This window comes from Halobaculum sp. EA56, from assembly GCF_051195075.1.
Lineage (GTDB): Archaea > Halobacteriota > Halobacteria > Halobacteriales > Haloferacaceae > Halobaculum.
Genome location: NZ_JBNTJX010000002.1, coordinates 19,712 through 36,859 on the forward strand (window position 1 = coordinate 19,712; position 17,148 = coordinate 36,859).

Annotated in this window: 20 protein-coding genes; 8 read left to right on the forward strand and 12 right to left on the reverse strand. The window is 60.6% G+C overall.

Features of this window, described 5'->3' with window-relative positions; translation table 11 throughout:
- Positions 1–2: 2 nt before the first annotated feature.
- Together ACQUQ1_RS03215 and ACQUQ1_RS03220 are read right to left on the reverse strand one after the other, a co-directional pair.
- The gene (locus ACQUQ1_RS03215) at positions 3–776 is read right to left on the reverse strand and encodes a hypothetical protein (RefSeq protein ID WP_435062826.1); all 774 of its coding nucleotides are present in this window, start codon (positions 774–776) and stop codon (positions 3–5) included.
- Positions 777–791: 15 nt separating this feature from the next.
- Complete coding sequence (locus ACQUQ1_RS03220) at positions 792–1,289, reverse strand: RNA polymerase sigma factor (protein ID WP_435062827.1); 498 nt, start codon at positions 1,287–1,289, stop codon at positions 792–794.
- A 343-nt stretch (positions 1,290–1,632) separates the two neighbouring features.
- On the opposite strand from ACQUQ1_RS03220, the gene ACQUQ1_RS03225 reads away from it, so the two are divergent.
- Positions 1,633–1,872: a hypothetical protein gene (locus ACQUQ1_RS03225; protein WP_435062828.1), complete on the forward strand. Its 240-nt coding sequence runs from the start codon at positions 1,633–1,635 to the stop codon at positions 1,870–1,872.
- A 37-nt stretch (positions 1,873–1,909) separates the two neighbouring features.
- Here the strand turns inward: ACQUQ1_RS03225 and ACQUQ1_RS03230 are convergent, their stop codons facing one another.
- Positions 1,910–2,998, reverse strand: a complete 1,089-nt coding sequence (locus tag ACQUQ1_RS03230; protein WP_435062829.1) for an endonuclease NucS domain-containing protein — start codon at positions 2,996–2,998, stop codon at positions 1,910–1,912.
- Between the two features lie 64 nt (positions 2,999–3,062).
- Positions 3,063–3,323, reverse strand: a complete 261-nt coding sequence (locus ACQUQ1_RS03235; protein WP_435062830.1) for a hypothetical protein — start codon at positions 3,321–3,323, stop codon at positions 3,063–3,065.
- 59 nt (positions 3,324–3,382) lie between these two features.
- Here ACQUQ1_RS03235 and ACQUQ1_RS03240 point away from each other — a divergent pair, with 59 nt between their 5' ends.
- A complete protein-coding gene (locus tag ACQUQ1_RS03240) occupies positions 3,383–3,697 on the forward strand; it encodes a hypothetical protein (RefSeq protein ID WP_435062831.1) in 315 nt (104 codons plus the stop codon).
- A 142-nt stretch (positions 3,698–3,839) separates the two neighbouring features.
- On the opposite strand, the gene ACQUQ1_RS03245 is transcribed toward ACQUQ1_RS03240, so the two are convergent.
- Positions 3,840–4,865, reverse strand: coding sequence for an SOSS complex subunit B family protein (locus ACQUQ1_RS03245; RefSeq protein WP_435062832.1), 1,026 nt, complete (start codon positions 4,863–4,865; stop codon positions 3,840–3,842).
- 357 nt (positions 4,866–5,222) lie between these two features.
- Between ACQUQ1_RS03245 and ACQUQ1_RS03250 the strand changes: the two genes are divergently transcribed.
- Together ACQUQ1_RS03250 and ACQUQ1_RS03255 are read left to right on the forward strand one after the other, a co-directional pair.
- Positions 5,223–5,726, forward strand: a complete 504-nt coding sequence (locus ACQUQ1_RS03250; protein WP_435062833.1) for a hypothetical protein — start codon at positions 5,223–5,225, stop codon at positions 5,724–5,726.
- A 37-nt stretch (positions 5,727–5,763) separates the two neighbouring features.
- Positions 5,764–6,081, forward strand: a complete 318-nt coding sequence (locus tag ACQUQ1_RS03255; RefSeq protein ID WP_435062834.1) for a hypothetical protein — start codon at positions 5,764–5,766, stop codon at positions 6,079–6,081.
- Positions 6,082–6,099: 18 nt separating this feature from the next.
- Here ACQUQ1_RS03255 and ACQUQ1_RS03260 read toward each other — a convergent pair whose 3' ends face one another.
- The 4 genes from ACQUQ1_RS03260 to hjc form a co-directional block, all read right to left on the reverse strand.
- Complete coding sequence (locus ACQUQ1_RS03260; protein WP_435062835.1) at positions 6,100–6,792, reverse strand: hypothetical protein; 693 nt, start codon at positions 6,790–6,792, stop codon at positions 6,100–6,102.
- A gap of 10 nt (positions 6,793–6,802) precedes the next feature.
- The gene (locus ACQUQ1_RS03265; RefSeq protein ID WP_435063293.1) at positions 6,803–7,468 is read right to left on the reverse strand and encodes a helix-turn-helix domain-containing protein; all 666 of its coding nucleotides are present in this window, start codon (positions 7,466–7,468) and stop codon (positions 6,803–6,805) included.
- A gap of 246 nt (positions 7,469–7,714) precedes the next feature.
- Positions 7,715–10,348 (reverse strand): lamin tail domain-containing protein, encoded by a 2,634-nt coding sequence (locus ACQUQ1_RS03270; RefSeq protein WP_435062836.1) that lies wholly within the window; start codon positions 10,346–10,348, stop codon positions 7,715–7,717.
- 98 nt (positions 10,349–10,446) lie between these two features.
- On the reverse strand, positions 10,447–10,881 hold the full coding sequence (gene hjc, locus ACQUQ1_RS03275; protein ID WP_435062837.1) for a Holliday junction resolvase Hjc: 435 nt from the start codon (positions 10,879–10,881) through the stop codon (positions 10,447–10,449).
- Between the two features lie 289 nt (positions 10,882–11,170).
- On the opposite strand from hjc, the gene ACQUQ1_RS03280 reads away from it, so the two are divergent.
- On the forward strand, positions 11,171–11,593 hold the full coding sequence (locus ACQUQ1_RS03280) for a hypothetical protein (RefSeq protein WP_435062838.1): 423 nt from the start codon (positions 11,171–11,173) through the stop codon (positions 11,591–11,593).
- Between the two features lie 2,019 nt (positions 11,594–13,612).
- Here ACQUQ1_RS03280 and ACQUQ1_RS03285 read toward each other — a convergent pair.
- Entirely contained in the window at positions 13,613–13,819 is a 207-nt protein-coding gene (locus tag ACQUQ1_RS03285) for a hypothetical protein (RefSeq protein WP_435062839.1), read from the reverse strand.
- A gap of 50 nt (positions 13,820–13,869) precedes the next feature.
- On the opposite strand from ACQUQ1_RS03285, the gene ACQUQ1_RS03290 reads away from it, so the two are divergent.
- Genes ACQUQ1_RS03290 through ACQUQ1_RS03300 form a run of 3 tightly spaced genes read left to right on the forward strand, consistent with a single transcriptional unit; the run spans position 13,870 to position 16,392 of the window.
- The gene (locus ACQUQ1_RS03290; protein ID WP_435062840.1) at positions 13,870–14,763 is read left to right on the forward strand and encodes a hypothetical protein; all 894 of its coding nucleotides are present in this window, start codon (positions 13,870–13,872) and stop codon (positions 14,761–14,763) included.
- On the forward strand, positions 14,756–15,517 hold the full coding sequence (locus tag ACQUQ1_RS03295) for a hypothetical protein (protein WP_435062841.1): 762 nt from the start codon (positions 14,756–14,758) through the stop codon (positions 15,515–15,517). The genes ACQUQ1_RS03290 and ACQUQ1_RS03295 overlap by 8 nt, the downstream gene beginning before the upstream one ends.
- Positions 15,514–16,392: a hypothetical protein gene (locus ACQUQ1_RS03300; protein WP_435062842.1), complete on the forward strand. Its 879-nt coding sequence runs from the start codon at positions 15,514–15,516 to the stop codon at positions 16,390–16,392. The genes ACQUQ1_RS03295 and ACQUQ1_RS03300 overlap by 4 nt, the downstream gene beginning before the upstream one ends.
- 124 nt (positions 16,393–16,516) lie before the next feature.
- Here ACQUQ1_RS03300 and ACQUQ1_RS03305 read toward each other — a convergent pair whose 3' ends face one another.
- Both ACQUQ1_RS03305 and ACQUQ1_RS03310 read right to left on the reverse strand, forming a co-directional pair.
- Positions 16,517–16,822 carry a HalOD1 output domain-containing protein gene (locus tag ACQUQ1_RS03305; RefSeq protein WP_435062843.1) on the reverse strand — a complete coding sequence of 102 codons (306 nt, stop codon included), beginning with the start codon at positions 16,820–16,822 and terminating at the stop codon, positions 16,517–16,519.
- Positions 16,812–17,054 carry a hypothetical protein gene (locus tag ACQUQ1_RS03310; protein WP_435062844.1) on the reverse strand — a complete coding sequence of 81 codons (243 nt, stop codon included), beginning with the start codon at positions 17,052–17,054 and terminating at the stop codon, positions 16,812–16,814. Before ACQUQ1_RS03310 ends, ACQUQ1_RS03305 begins: the two co-directional genes overlap by 11 nt.
- Positions 17,055–17,148: the final 94 nt, after the last annotated feature.

The window sequence follows — 17,148 nt, forward strand, 5'->3', positions numbered from 1 at the left end:
GGCTACCCGTCGAACAGCAACCGGATCCGCGAGTCGAAGTGATCGATCAGCGTGTCACGGACGCGTTTGCTCGCATTCGGCGCAATTCGATCCGCAGCTTCGCCTTCGATGACAAGTGAGGTGAACACTTCCGCAAACAACTCCGATTCGCTCGTACGAGTACTGGAGATCCCGTCGATGTCAGATTCCGGGATCGGTCCGTGGAGTCGCTCGCTGATCCGTTTTGCTTCGGTCCGCTGTTGCTCCGTTTTGAAGACCGGATCACTCTCTTCGTGACCTGCATCAGCCGTAACAGCATCGTAGAACACGTGTCCGACCTCGTGAGCGAGCACAGGACCAGTTCGGTAGCCGAGGAAATCGAACGTGTCCTGACCGATCTCGATGATCTCGATCCCCGGAAGGTACTGACCGTACAGGCCATCGGCATGGAAATCGACGCCGAACTTTGTCTCCGAGATCAACCCGAGATCTCGGATGAATTGCTCGGCTTCTGCGGCACGGTCTTCGAGTACTTCGTGCCGGATCGTATCGACGTGCGGGAAGTCGTACTGTCGTGGATCGTCTTTCCACTCGTCGAGGTCCCGTGTCACAGGGTCGTTCCGGAGTTCGTCTCGCTCTTGGATATCCGGATCCCGTGTCTGGTGGAACTGTGCCGCTTCGATCCGCTTGTCACCGCCGCCTTGGAGCGTAAACGGCGTGTCTCGACCGCCGAGTCGAATGAATCCATCTGAGAGCTCTGTGATGTGTTCTTCGAGGTCGCGGTCGAGTGTGTACATGGACGGGATCCGTGCTTAATTCATCTCGGAGACGATTCGATCGAGCGTATCGACGAACGACTCAGCCGAGTCCTTTCGATCACGCGCGCTATACAACTGGGAGTCGACGGTACTCGGGTTGATGTTGAGGACGGTTGCGGCCTCCCCACGGCTGAACCCATGGATATCCCGCAGGGCATACACGTGCGCCTGCTTCTTCCCGAGGACACCGTCCTCTGAGAGACGTGCGGCATCGTTGAGCGCCTTGCCGACCGGTGAGAGGGTAACCTCCACCCCCGACTCGAGGAGCGCCTGAACGGTGTCGCTCATGACACTCGAGTCCACTTCGACCGTCTGCTTCGGGACGAACCGGTCGTCGGGCTGATCGTACTCTCCGATCGCGAGCTCGCCGCGTGAGTGGAGGTAGTACGCGACATCGCTTTCCAGTGTCTCGTTCTCAACGGTTGCGATCAGGACGGCCTCCTGCTTCGGGAGGTACTCCGGGAATCCACCCAGGGCGGTCCCGTCGATCATGCATCTACCTCCCTTGCCACCGTTGAATGGCAACTCATGTCGGTCCCGTATCTCTGACAGGGTATTAACCCTTTTGCCCAAATTATCTCTGACCCGATTCGCCACCTCTCTCGGTGTGTTCCGGTTCAGTAATCTCGTTCCCATTGTTTGCTACTGTACAGTAGCAATCTATGTCCGGAGTTTTATAAAACTGCCGGCAAATGAGAGGGATCGAGCCTCGGGCGTATATAAAGGACGTTCGAAGCAGGGGTACACGGCCCGAGTGAATACGCAGAAGTGACTGGAATCTCCAGAAGCGACTCTACCGCGATTACGGACAATAGCAGCGAACCGGTCCGTCGTTATGCTCCTCGCCGTCGGCTGTGATCTCACAAGTGAAGTACTCACCTTCGGGATAGATGAGAACGCGGTCTTCGTCAGTGTTCTCGATGCGTTCGACGTCTTCGATGGTCCACTCCGCGTCCTCATTCCCAAACCACGTGTAGTACTGGTTTTCACCGGCAACCTCGAAATCGAGTTTGTAGATACTGATGTACTAGAGTTCCCAGATCTGCCGACTGAGATTATCCCCGGCGACTCCTGATCTCAAACGTATATCAAGAGGAGCGTAACCGGGTTGATTAATCGTCGACGTCGAAATGATCGTAGAGCCGATCGATGGTGAACTGATTTCGGAGTTTCGTCACGGTATTTTGGTTCGCGTACATTCCAGTTTCCCAGTACGCATTCTTGATGCTACGGGTATCGCGCCACTCGACACCAACGAGATACTCCCGTTCTTCAGGACTCTCCGCATTCTCATCCATCGCCGTGGCGTCAAGGTCGGTTTCCAAGATCGGAATCTCCTCGCCGTCATCTGTTTCGACGGTAAACTCGGTTACCGGTGTTCGTTCACTGATTACCTCACCGACACCAACGTATCCTTCACCCGGAATATGTGTGAACACCCTATCGCCTACCGAGAGCTGCTTCAGCGTTCGGCTGTACCACGTTCCCTGACCGCCGGAAATGAATCCGTATTCTCTTGCGTCGGTCCACGACCGGTGTTTCCCGTGTCCGAACGAGACGTAATAATCCGTCCCGTTCCAGGACTCGCGTTTGCTCGGTGCTTCCGATGTGGACTGGGGGTCGACCAGCCACGTCCGAGCCAGGTATTCGCGCCCGTCGTCCTCGTAGTAATCGAACCGGACCGCGTTGATCGGTACGCTGTACTCGTCTGCGAGATATTCGATGATCCGCTCGGTCGCGGCATCGAGTTCGGCGGCGACAACCGTCAGCGAGTGAGTCTGATTGATATCCTCGGGAACTCCCGATTCACCCTCCGGTCTCGCAGAATCGAACTTCTCGCTGAACGCGGCTTCGAATTCCCGAGACTCATCATAGTCGTCAAAGATCTCTGTCAGATCGTCGTATGTGAGGGTTCGAACCCACGAGGCGTAATCCAGCACCTGCGCGACGACATCCCGCGGTGTTCGCTGTCGTTTGAGTTCGATCACGTGGAGGTCGCCCATAGCATCGATCCCGAGCAAGTCGAGTCGATTACCGCTCGCCGTCCGAACCTGCTGTCCGATGATCAAGAGATCCCGACCGAGGACGTGGGGGTCTTCACGGAGGAGCTCCTCCAGCCGCGACTCTTCATCGAGTGTGCTGGATGAAACCCGGGCGAAGTTACTGTCGTCCAATCTCCAGAGGCCGAATTCGATCGGCATGATCTATCTCTCGGAGGGAGAAGATATCTGTCTTCCCTACAGCAACGAAGTCTAACTTCACCCCCTACACGAACGGTCGCGCGTCAGCCAACTCGAACAACAACTCGACGTCCGCACGGGCGTAGTGGGTCAACATCGCTTCGAGCCCCGACACCGAGATATCGTCGCGCTTCCCGTCGATCGCGTCGAGATAGATCTCACCGAGGACGGCGAGGTCTGCCGACTCGACTGCCTCCGAGTGCTGCTTCGCCCACTCGGTGGACGGAACACCGTGCTCGAACGCCCCCGGAAGGGTCTCGACCGGTTCGATTCCGACCTTCTGCATCGTGTCCTCGAGGCTCGTGTACTCGCCGTAGCGTCCCAGGCGTCGGGCTGGAGGTCGATGTGGTCGATCTCGTCGAGTACCGATTGCACACGCTCGTGCGTCCGCTCACCGACCTCGGCACCGGCGATCCGGGCGCGACCCTCCAAATGAGCGAAGTCGAAGCGTTCGCCGTTGTACGTGATCACCGTCTCCACCGAAGCGATGTGATCCACGAGTGCCTCGATCAGATCGAGTTCGGAACGCGGCCCCCAGCCGTCCCGCCACTCCACGATCGTCTCACGTGCTCCGTCCACGTATTCGTGGGCGATCGCGGCTCCCGTGAGTTCGAAGTCACGAGAGTCGGTGAAGTTCGGGTACTCGTCGTCAGGAACTGACGGCGAGACGGTCTCGATGTCGAACGCGGCTCGTCGAATGTCGCTCACACCGACCGTAGCCGATTTGATTACATAAGGCTCCGCTCTGGGTGGGACCGATAACCATCGTTTGCGACGATGGTGACGTTCGGTTACGTCCCGCTCACAGCAGCCACACCTCGCTCCACCCCGTCACGGCCACGCTCACGCGCCCGTTGTACCAGTTCTTCGCGACGTTCAGCAACCGCACCTCATCGCCGACCCGAACACGGTCGGCGCCGCTCCGACGCCAGGCCGTGAACTTCGTCGTTCCGGTCTCATCCTCGATGAGGCCGACCTGGTCGATCTTCCGACTGTTCGGCTCGAACAACCGTGTCACCTCGCCTTGGATGTTCACTTGAGAGGCGTCCACGTCCGCCAACTGCTCGATGTCGACCACGCGCTCCGGCCGTGTTTTTTCCGCCTCCACAACCGCAAGCGACGCACTGAGAAGCGAGGTACCGTCCACGACCCGGTCGGCCAACTGCCGCGCGATCGCCGCTCGACTCGTTCCGTTCGACAATCCCTCCTGAAGCCGTGTCGCTTCGCGATTCACCGCCGCCAACGCCTCACTGTCCAACCGCGCCCTCGGGTCGCCCGGTTCGAATCGTGGGTCGACGCTCGCCGCCCGTTCTGCGAACGTTTCTCTTGCATTCCGGGCCGTCGTTTCCGCGACGTGCCGCGTCCGCGCTTCCCGGTCCGACCCCTGGCGCCGATCACGTCGCTCCACCGTCCGACGAATCTCTGCCTCCTCGGCCGCGATGCGTTCTTCCTCGACCAGCGTCAGTCCCCGACCCCGAGCAGCTGCCGTGTCCGTGTCGATCCGTCCGTGGATCTCGTGTTCGACCGACGGCCGGAGTGCGTTCATCCGGACAGCCGCTTCGTCGATGACTTCGAATCCGTCCTCGTCGATGACCGTCTCTTCCTCGTGAGTCTGTGCTACACCTTCATTACCGACGACGCTCTTGTGTGCCATTGGAGTAATCCACTCCGAAGTCGTTTCACGACGCCCGACAGCCGCGATCCCACTCGCGGCCCTTCTGCACAACACCGATTCCCGACCAGCCAACTCTGCGCGCGCCGCTCGCGCCTTCGAGCGCCCGAAGGGCGCGAGCGGCGCGCGCAGGGAGGCGAGGAGACGATCAGCCACGCGCGCCGGAGCGGCCGGGGCGAGCGGCCAGCGGAGCGTGGGTTCCGGGTTCGAGCGCGACGCAGGAGCGCGCAGAACCCGGGAGCCACAGCCCGCTGGCGTGCCCATCGGCACGAGCGAGCGCGGCGCGACGAGAGGAGCGCCGCGAACCCGGCCGCGAGAGGCGAGCGGGGCGGGTGCCGGCTGGTCCACGCGAGCAGGGTGCCAGCACCTCGGGCTTGATTCGAGTGCTATCGGTGGACGGGACGGACGAGGAGCGAGACGACCCGTTCAGAGTTCACACGAGAGCACGGCCCTGAACTACTGCTGATAATTGCACACCAACCATTATGACCTGTAATTTTCACAGTCGGGGTGATGTACGATACAGACGGTGAGCGTGTGACGATCGCGTGTGAAAACGACGCTGTCCCCGGTGAATTCCAGCCGCGGTACATCGCGGCCGGGACGTTCGTGGTTGATTACTCCACAAACCACTCGTTCGAACCGAGCGACGCACCAGAAGGTGAGCCAAAAACCGCCGTTGCGGAGGCATTCAACAGACTCGCGGAAGCCTCCCGCGCTGGAGGGATCGGAACACTACGTGGGGCACATACCGATCTACTTGCTGTCGGACGGTTTTCGAGTGATGGACTCGGACTAATCGAGGGTCCGCGGGATGGAGACAAGCACCTGAAGACACTACAGTTCTCTGAATATGCAGTCATGGGGCCGAGCGATGACGAATACGACAGCCTCTCGTCGATTTCTCAGACGAAGGGTGGAACAGTTGCTGGCCTCACCGAAGACGAGATCGCCGAACTCCAGACACACCTTGAACGGCTCGAGGCTCGGGGTCGGTTCCGGACGCCCGTCCGCTGACACTGGGGACTTTGTAATTCAGAACTAATACGCTTCTATGGCGAATCCGCTGTTCTCTACGTACACCCAGGGAGAAAATCGAGTCACGTCTACGATCCTCGCAGTGCTCGAACAGGTGAACGGGCGACTTGCAGAAGACATTCTCGAGACGCTCGTTGACGAATCCGACATCTCGCTTACGACCTTCGAGAACCAGGTCACTGGTACGAAATCCGTTCCTGACGGACGGATACAAGCGTCGACAGCGTTGTGGTTCGAGACGAAGACACGGCCCGATGCTGTCGACCGGACGGACACGGAGGACCTCGCGGACGTCGAGGAGTTCGAGCATCGTCCGACGCCCGAGTGGCTCTGAACCGAGCGAGTCGGCCGGTTACTGTCCGAGTCCGTCAAGTTGTATTTGTAAGAACCGGATGAGTTCGTCGATCTCGTCCTCAGGAAGTTCCGTCTGTTGGAACACGCCCTTGAACGAGTCCGCAAACCCGTCGCTCTCGAGTTCCGCCAGCACGCGTTCGATCTGTTCGGCTAACTGACTCGGATTTCCCCGATGGATGTGTTGTTCGATCCGGTCGAGTTCTGCTTCGGAACCGACTATCACCAGATCCCGCACATCCGCGAGCCGACCGCTATGGAGTTTGAGCGCGAATAGCAGCGCAGGCTCGGGAATGCACGCTGCCAGATCTTCCGCCACTTCGAGAGGCTCGACGGTGCTGTGTTCGTGGAGATAGCGGTACGACCACTCCGCGTCGGTCTGCCGACAACGGAGCGCGCCGACGAGTGCATCGAATTCGACAGCGTTGTCGCCCACCGATTTCTCGTACCGGACGATCCTCCCCTCGTAAACGTTTGCCACGTCGTTATCGAACGCTTTGCTGTACCCCAATTCGCTAAGGAGAGCGTCGTACGCGTCGAGTTCTGTCTCGGGGATCACCATATCGACGTCAGTCGTGAACCGAGTCTGAAACGCCGAGATCGCCCATCCTCCGACGAGAACGTACGAGAGTTCTTCAGCCTGTATGGCGCGGTGTGTGTCGGTGAGTTCGACTTGTCGGTCTTGAAGACTCATTGTGGCTTGTTCAGTCGGCAGTCATCTCGTCGTGATGACTCGCGTCGACGTCCACGTCGTGTTCGTCGGCGATCATCTCCAACGCAGGTTCGTACGCCGACCGGGTTTGCATCATCTGGTCGACTGCAGCGTCCAAGGGGATCACGGGATTGCCGTCGACCCACTTTGCGTCGATCGCCTCTGTCTGCGGGAACAGGATGTAGTGGACGCTCCCGTCGACATCGGCCGCGTCCGGGCGCTCACCGACGGTTGTGTCGACCCCGAACCGCTCGAAAAACTCGATCCACCGATCGATGTCGCGCTCGTGAACCTCGATGAACACGGGGTAGTCGTCGTGACCGCGGGCGATCTGGAATCCGCCGTGCGTCCAGACGTAGGCGGCGTCGATCTCCGTGTAGGCGAACTCCATTCGGGCGAAGTGAGGGATTACGTACGCGTCTTCCTGCGAAACCTCGTCGCGACTGTATAATGTCCCCATCAGTTCCTCGTAGCGCCGACGCATCACGTAGTCACGGACTCGAACTCCGCTATCGGTATTCGAGATAACTTCTGCATCGGCCAATCGTCCGACCCAGTCGTAGACCCATGAGTACGACGTGCCGATCTTGTTCGATATTCGGTTGATTGAATCGCCACGCTGTGCTGCCAAGACGATCTTTGCAGCGGTAGGATTCATCAAGTCGGTCGTCGTCATCTCTATTAGTTATCTCGAATGAGATGATACCTAATGAATCCGTCGGTGGATCCGGAACGGAGACGAGAGAGTGCTCGCTACCGATCCGGTGTATCGACTCCGCTACACGGTTTTACTGAGGTACTATACGAGATTTGGGAGAAGACGAATCGTAGGTGGGGTACCTCCGTAGAGTCTCGGAGTATCGCCACTGCGATATGCTACCGTGAGAAGCGAACGTGCTGACGTTCAGTATGTATACTCCGTGTGTAGCGTCCCGTCGTCCTCGTACAGGTACACGGTGTCACCGGAGTTGTTCCAGATAGCCGATCCGCTCCCCCAGTAGATATCACCGTCCGAACTGGAATCGGTCCCGTCGCCGGTATGGAGTCGTCCGGTCCCACCGGCGGTGAGCGTGTAACCGTCGGGGAACTGGTAGACGTGACTCGCCTCGTCCTCGACGGTCCACCCCGTCATATCGATGTCCGCAGTCATCGTATTCTCGAAATCGACCCACTCGTCGTTGAGCGTCGACCCGTCTTCGTTGACCTGCGCGACCGCGACATCCGAGCCCGAACTCGACGAGGACGGTCCGCCCGAGGCCACTTGGACCTCGTTATCGTCGAACACGAACGCCGTGTCGCCGTCGTCGTTCCACACGCTCGTCCCGCGACCCCAGTACAGGTCGGTGGTCGTGTCCGTTCCGTCGCCCGTGTGCACGCGGACGGTCGACCCCGCACCGAGCCCGAACGAATCGGGGAACGTGTAGGTCGTTCCTGCTTCGTCCTCGATCGTGAACCCGGACATGTCGACGATGCTCGATCCGTCGTTCGTGATGTCGACGTACTCCTCGCTGAGGTTCAACTCCGTCACGGAGATGGAATACGGCGACGGGTACGTCCGCGTCTGGACGAGCGCGCCGGCGTCGTCCCTGACGAAGACGGTGTCGCCGCCGTTGTTCCACACGGCCGACCCGCGACCCCAGTAGAGGTCGCTCGCGGAGTCGGTCCCGTCGCCGGTGTGGAGCCGAACGCTCGCGCCGGCATCGAGCGCGAAGCCCGAGGGAACGGTGTAGGTGTATCCCGCCTCGTCGGAGACGGTCCACCCGCTCAAGTCGACCTGGTCGTCACTCACGTTTGTCAGGTCGACGTACTCGTCGTTGAGGGTGTCTCCGTCGGGACTCACGGTCGGGACGATCACGTCCGGGACGGACCACGTGACCTGCGCGACGACGTCACCCGAGGGGTCGTCGACGGTCGCCGTATCGGCGTCGTTGTCCCACCGGAACATCGACGCGCCCCAGTAGAGGTCCGTCGACGAGTCCGTTCCGCTCCCCGTGTGCACGCGGACGGTCGCGCCCGGATCGAGCGAGAAGTCGGTCGGGAAGGTGTACGTGTCGCCGTCGGCGTTCGAGAGCGTGACGTCCGTGAGGTCGACCGTCGACCCGCCCTCGTTCGTGATGTCCACCCACTCCTCGTTCAGCGAACCCGCGTTCCGATGGACGCGGTCGATCGAGAGGTCGACACCCTGCGTCGAGCCGCTGTAGGCGCTCCACAGCGAGAAGTCCGTCGTGTTGAATTGGCCAGTGGTCACGAGCGACGGGTCGCTGTTGGCGTTGTTCGTGTCGTCCGTGACGGCGTCCTCGTTCAGCCGGAGGTCGCTGCCGAGCGCGCTCGCGAGGTCGTCGAGATTCGACCGCCTGGTGTCGGTCGATTCGGAACTCCCCATCAGGACGACTGCGCCCCCGTTATCACGGAACGTGGTGAGGGCGTCGACCTCGGCGGCGGTGAACGCGGCGGCCGGACTGGTCACGATGATCGCCCGGGCGTCCGCGAGCTGCGGGCCGGTCGTCGTTTCGACCGAGTTCACGCCGGCAAGCTCGATCCCCTGTCCCTCCAGATACCGCTGGTAATACACGGTGTCCTCCGCACAGCAGGCGTAATCGCCGCCAAACTGGTCGTGGCCGCCCTCGACGAACACCATCCCCGACCGGTCGCTCGCCGCGAGCGAGTCGACGAGATTGGTCAAGAATACGAAGTGCTCGTACTGTTCGGCGTATGAGTCGTGATCCTCCTGGATCGGTTGTCCGCCGAACAGCGCCGTGCGGGCGCCGGTGTCGACGCCGACCAGCGGGATCGGATCGCTCCCGTAGTCGACGGCGCCGGACCCGTGCGTCTGTGTCGCCTCGGCTTCCGCCCACATCGGGACGCGCGTCTCCGGGATCGCACCGTTCGTCGTCCGAACGCTCGACGTGTTCGGGTGGAACGTCTCGACGACGTCGTTGTCGCGGACCTCCGTCGAGTTCGCAGGGTCGCTTTGTCCCCACACGCCGAGTCCGTCGGCACGGGCGGTGTCTTCGAGGTCCCAGTACTCGTCTGTGTTCGACATCGTCGCGCTGTACACGCGGGCGTACCCCTCCTCGAGCGCGATCTTGTTGTAGACGGTGTCCTTCGTCCCGGACCCGTCGCGATCGTACCGGATCTTCGCGAGGAGGCGCCCGTAGATGTCTTCTTCCTCGGATTCGGAGTCGACTGCGATCTGGACGGCGGTGCCGACGGGGAGTTCGTTCTTCGCGAACTCGGAGGCGTTGTTCCCCCAGGTTTCGAGATACGCGTCGTCCTCGATACCCTCCCACTCGGCGACGTTCTCGTATCGTGTATTGCCGCTCCTCTCGGGAGTGTCGATCCCGAGGACACGGATGTTGTACGCCGTCCCGTCGCTGTCGAGTTCGACGTCGACGGTATCGCCGTCGACCTCGTCGGTGACGGTCGCATCGTACCACGTCCCCGGTTCGAGTTTCGTGTCCGCACCGAGTGCGGGTTCGCCCGCGAGCGTGATTCCACCTGCTGTCAGCACACCTTTCAGAAACGTGCGTCGTTGCATCGGCGAGTATGCTCTCCGATAGGAGGGTGAAAAAGATACGCTATCGAATATACATAAACTAAATAGTGGTACGGTGGACGCTATGGGGGTCTCCCCGGTCAGTCGATGCTATCGAGTTCGCCGAGGCGTGCTTGCTTCGACTCTCCGGTGAGATCGTCCACCCGTAGTCCCTTGGAGCGCGCCGCTGGGAGCTTGATTCGGTAGGTTCCGGAGTCCGTCCTGTGACAGTCGGCGGGAGCGAGGAACCACCACGGCTCACGATCGAATCGGACGGCGAGTCGAGCACTGAGACCGAGCATCTCGGCGAAGTACTGGAGGTCCGTGACTTCCTCGCTGTCGATGTAGATCGGATCGCCGGCGGAAGATTTCGCTTCGATCGCGTACCCGTACTCGCCGTTTCCGCAGATCACGTCCGGGAGCTCGCGCTCGGTCGAACTCCCTGACGCGGGCGCACGCATCGGTGCGAAGCCGGCGTCCGCGAGTCGATTCACGAGTTCGCGTTCGCGGCGGTCGCCTTTGGGGTTCCCGGGCATTCGTCAGCTGTCGCTGTCGTGGATAGGTGCGCCGACTGGAAAATTGCTCTGCCCGATGGTGATCACCGAAATCACTATACGGTGAGTAGACCACACCCGGAGTATGCCACGCTGGAAGCAGGTCGTTCGTGATCTGCGAGCGTGCGGTCTCTTGCGTCAATTCTGACTCGCGCGGGCGCCGTGTATCGTGACACACCGCGGCGCCGGCTCGAGAGCCGCTCCGAGAGGGGTCTATTCGGAGCGACGAGTCGTCTGACCGATACCGACACTACCAGCAACAGCACGACAGATGCCCGTAGATCACGAAATCACGCAAGCCGACCCGCGACCTGACCAGCTCGTCTCGTGTACTACCTCCCGGAACGACGAGACAGAACCGACCGAACTCTGCATTTCGTTCGAACAGTTCGAACCGGCGGCTCGGACCACCGAGACGGCGGGCGCGATCTTCGATATGTGCAAGCACGTCGCACTCTCGGAGAACGCCTCGCGACTGGTGATCACGGCCACCGAAACTGCCGATGTCGTCGAACTCCTCGTCGAGAACGGATTCGTCATCGACGAGTACACACAGACGGCCTATTGGACTGCCGACGGGGAGATCCGCCAGGTGAACGGGCGCGTGGAAGCGCACTTCCACATCGACGTTCCCGAGTCGGACTCACCCTGCGGTTGTTTGATCGAGGATCGGGAGGGGTACCCGGAACGGTAGTTCGGGTTCCGCCCTCACTTCTTCAGCTACGGTCCCCTGACTGAGTTCGGTAGATCGACTGGCGAGCACCGTAGCTCGAGGTCGCGTACTGGTTCGGAGCTCTGAAGCTGCCACGGATCCCCGTCGGAGTCTCGTTCGAACTCCTGGCGTCTCAAACACCCGTGATCCGGATCCGGACTGAACAGCACACGACGGAGTCTTGTTTCCCCGAGTCGGTACGTCAACTCGATCTCGTGGACCTGCATCAGTCGCCTCCGACGTGGTGCAGCCGACGGATGATGGTTCCACAGTCCGTGCACGTTTCGACGATCGAGTCGTGTTCGGGTTCACACCTGGTGTGACGCGTGTTCCACGGGTGTCGACAGGTTCGCACTCGTCCGTATGCGAGCGGGTCGCGTCGGGATGTTCGGAAATCGAATCGACACAGTCTGTGGAGGAGTATCTTCGATAGCACCTCACCCGTCAGGTGCGACAGACCGCCCACGCGATGGAGAATGGACCGCGTTCGACGGGGGTCGATATACTCGATCGTCGTGTCGGTATCTACGGGAGTGCTGCGCGATGGCAGCGTCCGAATCACGCGTTTCGAACGATTTCGTCCGTGAATCTCCGGGCGAGAGGTCGCTTCTGATACCGGTTGATCATTCTACCCGTTTCTCGATTCTCGCTGATGTGGCCCAGTAGGACAGAATCGGCGACAGGCGCCGGTTCGCGCTCGTTCTCCACAGAATCGGATCAGCGAGGATGAGTCAGGTCGGTCAGATCGTCCACAATCGCCGGAGAGACCCCCCGTGAAGTCGGTGTGACCGGGTATCCACGCCTACGATGGGCCACGGAACCCACTACTCGAATCACCGCTGCTCCAGTGCATATTCCCTCCATCGGAAGTGATCCCGCAATACCAACGCGTTCGAATACTCGTTCCAGTAGGGTATCTGCGTCGAATGACGGATTCAAATGACGTCCGATACTGGGATATCGGCACGTGGTGGATACTCGAGTCTCCCTCGCAACTCGACCACAAGGGTTCGCTTCGACTGGAACTATCGTGCCCGTCGCGTGCGACCGTCATGCCGGAGTACGTCGATAATGTCTCGGATATTTAGTAACAGAAAATCCCTAGCAGAGATGGATGTTGATCTAATACTGTACGACAACCCGACCATTCTTCGCGACTCGTACGGGTCGCGTTTCCGACAGTGATTCCGAGGTATCAGCCGCTCAGACGGCGGTTTCGTTCGCGTAGAGGCGACCGTATCATCCCCACCGCTTCAGGTCGACGGGGTGCCCCGGGGCGCGATTGGCTCTGTTGTTGATCCCCAATTCCCGCTCACGACGATGCCACGGGGGTTCTCTCCGGCGAAATAGACGTGCTGATGAATTTTGATCTGAATCCGGTGAATTCGGGGAGATCAGCCGATGTGTCAGCATACATGCTCATATGGTTTTCTCGATACGTCGTCGATTCTCGAATTCCGGTGAGAGAGTCGATTCTACCGGAGAAATCGCGGAAAGAAGATCTCAGGAACAGCGAGTCAAATCGCTATATGACTTTGAGACTCACCTCAATGACCCCAAAATTACGCACTATCAGCTTATTTGCCGTTGATTTCGCGGAGTTCGGATTCCAAACTCACATCGAATAGCTCCCGGTCGGTCGTGAATTCAGCCAGCGTTGCAGCCCTACGGTTACGACCGGACTCTGGATCCAACTCATCTGCCCCAGGTGGTGTGATTTTTTAAATACGATATCGGCACCAAGGTGGAGTAGGAGGCCCGGGTGGTCACGAACATCGTGGCCGGGTGCTGGCACACCCGACCGGGGTTCCGCAGAGAACCCATGAAGAGCAAACACACGTCGAGAGATGAACGTTCCGCTAAACCTGAGAGCCTCGAAGACAACCGGATCGGACCTATCCCCGAAATCAACCGATACGGAGAACCGACCGGGTACCAGTTCCTTCGGTGTCGTTGCTGCGGTACCGAGGTCATGACGGAAAGCCGTGAACACGCCACCCACTACGAGGGGTGCTCGTTCCAGTGAGCCGCAGTGAGCCCCCGGGAGAAGTCAGGGTTCGATTCGTCGGTGCGAACGGACTCGAACAGCGGCTTCGATTCGAGCCGCGAGCCTTCGATGACGGGTACTGGCGGATCGTCGAAGAGCGACTGGGAGGACGCTGGTCTCGAATCTGTCGGGAACCCGTCCGTGAACTCGACTACGATCACGTAACCGACCGGACACGGTCTGACCAGCGTTCGGAGCGTAGGTGGTCGGAATGACCGAGGATCCTCCTCTGGAGGACATCTCGCTCCCCTCCGAGGCGTACATCGCACTCCGGTGTGACCTACTCGTGATCGGCGATTCGATTATCACCGACAGACACCATGCGAGCGGGGGGAACTACGATCCGACCGACCCGGCAAACCAGATCGGAGGAACCATTCCCTCGTTTAGCCTTTCAGGGTGGCTACGACATGGAATGGAGCGGGCGATCCAACGTCGAGGGGGTACCGCTTGCCATCCCGGAGAAGCAAACGCGAACTTCAAGAAATCCGATGTGTACGAACGGGATCTCGAAGACGGGTACCATCCGAAGGGAGCCTGTCGAGAGCGGGGAACGCCGTGTCTCCTCGCGGAACTGTTCGGGGAACTCGGCGGACCCCCGGGGACGCTCCTGCGGCGTCCGATTCGGTTCTCTCCGGTTCGGTCCGCTGTCACCTACGAAGACGGTGAAGCGGAAGGCCACTACCGGAGACTGAGTCGACACATCGCCTCACGAAATCGTGACGACGGTCGCCAGTCGCTCAGAAGCGTCGAACTCGACGCGGTTGCGAACTTGGATGGAACATGGTACCTTCACTTTCGCGAGCCCTCCCCTGCATCGTTTGGGTTACTCGCTGCGGCCGTCGACTTCCTCGCGGAGCGACGGATGGATTTCATGCACCAACTCGGAGGTGCGCGAAACAACGGCGCTGGCATCATCGAACCCACCCTTTGCAACCCGCTGTATTCGACCCGCGAACTCCGACGGGTGTTCAACCGGAGTCGTAAGCCGACGGCCGCAATGGACGAGGCGGACGAGGAGTGGGCAGATACCGTTCGTCCGGCCTGTGAGAAGGCACTACAGACACGTATCGATGCGACCGACATGGAGGCGACCGATGCGTGATGAGGGCCGTCACAACGGTCATCTCGCCGTCTACCGCCACGACGTACACAAGTTTCTCCGACGGAGTCACGTGGATCGACGCGACACGTTCGAGGGTATCCGAGTGAACGAGTCAGTCGGCTACGGTGCAGATCGTGATGCTGCGAGACTGTCTCGACCGGACGGGGAGCCGTCAGCTCAACTCGATGCACACGTCCGCCACGAGCGTCTCTCGCTACTTTCCGGACGCTCAGTCGCTGAGGATGCTGGCTATGCGACCGACGACTGTGAGTATCGAACGACACTCCGTGAACTACTCTCGCACGAGACTGCCGCGGAGGCCCATCGAGCGTGGCTGTATAGTTGGCTGCCGGCGGTGTTCAACGAGTCGGTTCACTATCCGTACACCTCGCTGAAGTACCACACCTTGCTCGTGGCAGCGCTGTACGATGCGTATGACCGGGGTTACTCGTTCGATGACCTCTCTGTTGTCGTCGACCCGCCGAGCCGCGTCGAGCCGCACAGAACCGTCTACGCGGACGACCGGTTTGGACTCCGGATCGATGTGAACACTCCCCCCTCCAGATCGACTCTACTGGGGACGACCCCATCTCGTTCTTGGGCGACCGTGTGGAATACCCTCCCCGAACATCCACTCGCTGTCGAGAGCGATCGCTTCGAGATGGTCCTTGATTCCCAACTGCGACGAATCCGATCGTGGAGTACAGCCCTCCAGTATATCGAAGACTTCGAGGCGTGGAGGCCAACGCGATGACCGAAATTCAGCAGGTCTGCTTCGCCCTCGACGGCGATTACATGGGCCACCCGTATCACGTGTCTGGAAGTGCACTTGTCCACGCTATCACAAGTGACTCCGCACGACTCGCCGGAACGACGCTCAACGCGAGCACCGGCGTGTTTGTTCCCGGGGCATATGGGGTCTATCCGGAGGAGCATTCATCAGGTGGGATCAATCCCTCTCTCGGCGGGACGCTCCCGGAAGTGCGAACGTACGAGGATCTGTTCCTCTTCCGCGACGCCTCACACGCATGGATGCTGGATTCACGTCCAAGCGCGGCGACCAACACCCACGACCTACGTGTCCACGGTGGTAAACCTGTTTTCGCCCCGACAACGACCTTCGGGACGCCACCTGGGGCGTTTCACGACCGTCGATCGGTGCGTTGGTACGTCCACGCCTACTTCCACTCCGACAACCGGTCTGTGCTCCCGCTCACGGAGGATGAACTCTCTGAGCTGGCGGTCGGCGGTGCTAGGAACAACGGGTACGGTCGATTGGAGTACGTGGATTCACAACTCGTGGATATTACAGACCTCGACTACTCGTGGCTCGAGGACGCGAGCCAGTATTGCATCGAACTCGTTTCACCGTACGTGCTCTCATCCACCTACCCTCACGTTCGCGCGTCAGATATCCCGTGGTGGTGGGGGGTCTCCGGTGATCGAGTTCGGACTCGCGAGACGAGACTCGTAGAGCACGGAACAGAATACACCCTCAACACGGCCGATCACGGTCAAGTGTTCGAATATACCGGGTCAGATCCGATCGGGACGGCGAAGAACGGGATCACCCGTGCCGGTCCCCATTCGAAGTATGGGTTCGGCGAACTACGGGTGCTCCCACAGTAATACCGACTGAGTCACGGATACAGCGATACCCCAATCTAAAGAAGCGCCAGACGGGGGAACACGCGGGTGCTCGTCGTCGCGGAGTGACCGCCGGAGGGGAAGGGATGGTACCTTCCCCGGCCGGCTACTCCTTCGGGGTCACGGCGATGTAGCCGTCACTGCGGACCCGAACCCGGTGCGCGAGATACGTGAACTCGACGGCGGTGTCGTCGTCCCCGGCGGCGGTCGGGCTACATATCCGGTCCAGCGCGTCCGGGTCGACGACCTCGAACAGCGGCGCGTACCGACGCGGCTCCGTCGCCCGGATCTCGGCGGTCGTCTCGACGACCGCGACGCTCGGAGGGACGGCCTCGGGGTCGAACGTCGCGGTGTACTCCCCGGTGTCCTCGTCGTAGCTGACCGTCACCGAGTCGGGCGGATCAGGCGGCACTGTCGCCTCCGGTGAGGTGTCTCCCGTGGCGGCCGGCCGGGCCGACGCCCGAACCGGCGGCCGTCCGCGGCGCCGCGCCGTCGGGTCCGACCCCCGACAGGTCGGCCACGTCGGGAGCGCCGCGGACCGGGTCCGTCGGGGCTTCGACCCGGGCCGACGGTTCGCCCGCGACGGGACGCCGGGCGAACCGGAGGGAACCACGGACGCCTCGGTCGACGTCGTCGAGGTCCATACGCTCAGTATCGACGGAACTCTGGTTTATTCTTTCGCAATATCTCGACCACTCGGCGGCGGATTTGAACGCTCGGGCGGGTAGCGGAGATGTT

Bases quoted from the DNA above. Each gene is read 5' to 3' on its own strand.
- ACQUQ1_RS03215 (WP_435062826.1), bottom strand. From the start codon at position 776: ATGTACACACTCGACCGCGACCTCGAAGAACACATCACAGAGCTCTCA.
- ACQUQ1_RS03220 (WP_435062827.1), bottom strand. From the start codon at position 1,289: ATGATCGACGGGACCGCCCTGGGTGGATTCCCGGAGTACCTCCCGAAG.
- ACQUQ1_RS03225 (WP_435062828.1), top strand. From the start codon at position 1,633: ATGCTCCTCGCCGTCGGCTGTGATCTCACAAGTGAAGTACTCACCTTC.
- ACQUQ1_RS03230 (WP_435062829.1), bottom strand. From the start codon at position 2,998: ATGCCGATCGAATTCGGCCTCTGGAGATTGGACGACAGTAACTTCGCC.
- ACQUQ1_RS03235 (WP_435062830.1), bottom strand. From the start codon at position 3,323: ATGCAGAAGGTCGGAATCGAACCGGTCGAGACCCTTCCGGGGGCGTTC.
- ACQUQ1_RS03250 (WP_435062833.1), top strand. From the start codon at position 5,223: ATGTACGATACAGACGGTGAGCGTGTGACGATCGCGTGTGAAAACGAC.
- ACQUQ1_RS03255 (WP_435062834.1), top strand. From the start codon at position 5,764: ATGGCGAATCCGCTGTTCTCTACGTACACCCAGGGAGAAAATCGAGTC.
- ACQUQ1_RS03260 (WP_435062835.1), bottom strand. From the start codon at position 6,792: ATGAGTCTTCAAGACCGACAAGTCGAACTCACCGACACACACCGCGCC.
- ACQUQ1_RS03265 (WP_435063293.1), bottom strand. From the start codon at position 7,468: ATGAATCCTACCGCTGCAAAGATCGTCTTGGCAGCACAGCGTGGCGAT.
- ACQUQ1_RS03270 (WP_435062836.1), bottom strand. From the start codon at position 10,348: ATGCAACGACGCACGTTTCTGAAAGGTGTGCTGACAGCAGGTGGAATC.
- hjc (WP_435062837.1), bottom strand. From the start codon at position 10,881: ATGCCCGGGAACCCCAAAGGCGACCGCCGCGAACGCGAACTCGTGAAT.
- ACQUQ1_RS03280 (WP_435062838.1), top strand. From the start codon at position 11,171: ATGCCCGTAGATCACGAAATCACGCAAGCCGACCCGCGACCTGACCAG.
- ACQUQ1_RS03290 (WP_435062840.1), top strand. From the start codon at position 13,870: ATGACCGAGGATCCTCCTCTGGAGGACATCTCGCTCCCCTCCGAGGCG.
- ACQUQ1_RS03295 (WP_435062841.1), top strand. From the start codon at position 14,756: ATGCGTGATGAGGGCCGTCACAACGGTCATCTCGCCGTCTACCGCCAC.
- ACQUQ1_RS03300 (WP_435062842.1), top strand. From the start codon at position 15,514: ATGACCGAAATTCAGCAGGTCTGCTTCGCCCTCGACGGCGATTACATG.
- ACQUQ1_RS03310 (WP_435062844.1), bottom strand. From the start codon at position 17,054: ATGGACCTCGACGACGTCGACCGAGGCGTCCGTGGTTCCCTCCGGTTC.